This is a genomic window from Halomonas sp. AOP43-A1-21 (assembly GCF_052376775.1).
GTDB lineage: Bacteria > Pseudomonadota > Gammaproteobacteria > Pseudomonadales > Halomonadaceae > Vreelandella > Vreelandella colorata.
This window is the reverse complement of the sequence record NZ_JBQSWC010000070.1, coordinates 1-3,121: the sequence shown is the minus strand read 5'-3', so window position 1 is coordinate 3,121 and position 3,121 is coordinate 1. Positions and strand designations below refer to the sequence as shown.

At 45.4% G+C, this 3,121-nt stretch carries 4 protein-coding genes; all 4 read right to left on the bottom strand.

Translation table 11 applies throughout. From position 1 onward, the window contains the following. Positions 1–661: 661 nt before the first annotated feature. Positions 662–1,339, bottom strand: a complete 678-nt coding sequence (locus ACT3R7_RS20475; protein WP_193092813.1) for an HNH endonuclease — start codon at positions 1,337–1,339, stop codon at positions 662–664. A 132-nt stretch (positions 1,340–1,471) separates the two neighbouring features. Beyond that, complete coding sequence (locus tag ACT3R7_RS20470) at positions 1,472–1,675, bottom strand: helix-hairpin-helix domain-containing protein (RefSeq protein WP_193092812.1); 204 nt, start codon at positions 1,673–1,675, stop codon at positions 1,472–1,474. Positions 1,676–1,756: 81 nt separating this feature from the next. Continuing rightward, positions 1,757–2,059: a hypothetical protein gene (locus ACT3R7_RS20465; protein ID WP_441676109.1), complete on the bottom strand. Its 303-nt coding sequence runs from the start codon at positions 2,057–2,059 to the stop codon at positions 1,757–1,759. A gap of 483 nt (positions 2,060–2,542) precedes the next feature. Continuing rightward, a partial coding sequence (locus tag ACT3R7_RS20460; RefSeq protein WP_496199450.1) for a suppressor of fused domain protein occupies positions 2,543–3,121 on the bottom strand: 579 nt, incomplete at its 5' end.

Below are 3,121 nucleotides of genomic sequence, written 5' to 3'. Positions count from 1 at the left end.
TTCATGAGGGTCTCCTGGATGAAGAAACCTCAGTGTGGTCAGCAAAACTCAGCTTGAGAAGATGTGGTTAGTGGCGCGTTTACGTATTAACGTGGAAGTTTAGCCACTAGCCCTGAAGTTACGACGTCAGCCTATCTTCAGTAGCACCTGGGTCAGCGTCAGAAGTAACTTTATCGTGTTTTACCACCACTATCTCGTCATCGTGTCTGCGATTTGCTCGGCTACGGCCTAAGTGACACGCCCGAGAACGTCAAAGGCTACGACATCACGGGTGATGCTGTGGGCAAGCTGGCTGCTTGGGCGTCGAAAAGGCTGTGTTCGTTCGGTCATTACTGAGGCGGACTGCCCTGCGCAAAGATCTCGCGGGCCTGATGACAGGAGTCAAATGCCAGTCGAATTAAAGAACATGGAATATTACGGACAGCCAGTGTCGGCAGAGTTCCCCGGTTAGAATTCCTTCAACCGGGAAGAACTCGAATTATATGTTCGCCAGTATGAGCACGCCGGATGCGCGACAGAATAAAATCAATTTAAAATAATTACTTAACCGCGCTTCCACTTGTCATCCATGGTTACCTCCTCCTATTTAACGCATCAATAACTAGCGCTGCTCCGCTGCGTCCGACGCAGTAGGCGCGAAGTTGATTGACTCGTTATAATTTTACTCAACTACAAGTCTGGTTAGCTTGTTATACATTGAAGTAACCAATGTAGATTTATTAATTCCGTAGTGCATTTCTCGGTGGCAATTTGGGCATAAAGCGATAGCATTTTCTACTGTGTCAGAGCCACCGTCTGCAAGGCGACGAAGATGATGAACTTCAAGAAAAGGTTCACCTTCAGCTGTTGTGAATGGTGCATCAGAACCGCAGCTCTCACATATACCAGCCGCTTCCTTAAGGACCCATGCTTTAACCTTTGGATCTCTGCTGTAGTTTGTGACTTGTGTATATATTTTTTCTGGCTCTTTGATGCCGTCTGGTTTGCTAAGGCTTTCCTTTGACTTATACGATATAACCTGCGTTTCGAACTCGGCAACCTTAGGAAAATTTTGACCTTCGGCTTCTGATATGAGCTTTTCGATTACAGCCGCGTTATTAGAACCAACATTTTTAGCTGGCTTTAGCCCTGAAACCCACTCGCGTCCCATAAGCGAGTAGACATACGAGATATTTTGCATTCGATATTCGAAAGACTTCTCAGTACGTCCAAAACGTTCAGCAAGTTGAGAATAGATTTGCTTTTTAACGAAGGAAATTCCATTGGCTTGGTCAAAATGCATCTGAACATATGCTTCCACTGCCCCTTTCAGCTCTTCTTCCGTCCAATTATCGCTCAATGATTATTCCTATAGAGGTGTAATGCCGCGCTCTGCAGAAATTGAGGAGCGCTAGCAAGTAAGTTTTCCGTAGCGTTCTTGTTATGTGAGCGTAAGCCACTACAGGCCTTGCCGAGCCCTTTTTATAGCAGATTACACTGCCGATAATGCTTGAGGGCTATTCTTCCAGCATGTAGTTCTTAGCATCGACGCTACCAGTTCGGCTATTTCTTTTGGCTCATAATTCGCCAGCTCGGAAAATGAATCTATTCCTATTTCTTCGAAGCGCTTAACTACCATAGGCCCAACGCCTTTTACCTCCAGCAGTTCGGCCTTTTCTAATTCACTGAATGCCATACGGAACACCTTAAACCACATAACGTCAGCAGCAGGCAACTTGTAGTGCCAGCGAAAAATTCGCTCCGCTGTTTGCATTTGTTATGATTTTGCTATTTTTTGAATACCCTTAGAAAGCGCGAATCCCCATAAGAAACTGTTAGCCAGTATTGGCACGTAACTCCAAAGACCGGGAAAGCTCATGCTTTTCAGATATGAAGTCAAAGTAATTAAGGGGAAAGCAAGCACAAGGTAAGTCATGTGCAATACGCTTTCTATTTGTGAAATTTCATCGCCAGTTTCAAATCGCTCCATTCCATGGCCGAAGCTCAGGAGAAACATTATCATAAAGAGCGCGAAATGAACCACTGCGATTATTGAAATATGCCATACAGATTTGCTCATTTTCCGTGTCTCTTATTAATAACGCTTTGCTAAACAGCGAGCGATAGCGAGTCCATTGGAGGTCCGATTTTTTGGCCCGAAACGATGTTTTACCAACTTGTTAAGTTTCATGTCTAAATACCGCTATGAGAAACAATCAATATTATACAAGCTGCAGAAAACACGATCACAAGAACAACCGTTTTAATTGCCGCCATTACGTGGTTACGCCAACCTTGTAGCCTGTATGAGCGATACCACGTTAATACTATTGCCACCAAGCCGATAATAAAAGCCACATAAATAAAGTAGCGGCCGTATGCAAAATAAAAATTGGCTAAAGCAGGAACAAACAGGAAGACTGTAGCTACAACACATAAGCAGCATGCTAGACCCCACACAAACCTATCTATCCTCAGCGCCATAGGCTAGCGCTTGAAACATAACACTGAGGTAACCAAAAGCGGCACGCTTTTGGCGTCAGGTTAACCGTTCGGTTAGGCCTCATGCGACGCTCTCCCGTGACCAATCGAAGAGATCTGTTTTGAGTGCCTCCCAACGGTTTTCTAATGCCTGAGATCCTCTATTCGCTACGAGTTGCAACTCTTCCTCAGAGATTGGAACAGCGAGAAGCGGAAAAATTGTCTGTTTCCCAACGGTTACCCTGTTCATATCGTCCCACTGAAAAACCGGGACAAACATCAAATGGGGTAACGATGTATTTGGGTCATATAGCTCCAGCATCCGCTCAAAAATAATTCCGGGAGCGATTCTCCAACCGTCTTTCAGAGCGAAGAAGGCAACAGTGGAGGCTAGATTTCCGAGCCACTGGTCGGTTCCTCTACGCCCGATTAGCACCTCCGTTGTGACCGGAGTTCCTTGATGACTCTGCTGCTCTACCTTCATCAGGCCTATAGTCGAAGCAAAGTGTTCTTCGCCAATGTGGCCTGAAAATATAGCAATACTGTGACTCTCATCGTCATCCCAATAATTGTGGACTCGAACACCAACCGGAATCTTTTCGCGAAGTATGTTCGCCCAAGCCTTGTGCTCTGATGATAGTGCCATGACTATTCCTACTGC

What these genes read in the sequence shown, in the direction of transcription:
- ACT3R7_RS20470 (WP_193092812.1), bottom strand. Translation starts at nt 1,675, where the DNA reads ATGGCATTCAGTGAATTAGAAAAGGCCGAACTGCTGGAGGTAAAAGGC.
- ACT3R7_RS20465 (WP_441676109.1), bottom strand. Translation starts at nt 2,059, where the DNA reads ATGAGCAAATCTGTATGGCATATTTCAATAATCGCAGTGGTTCATTTC.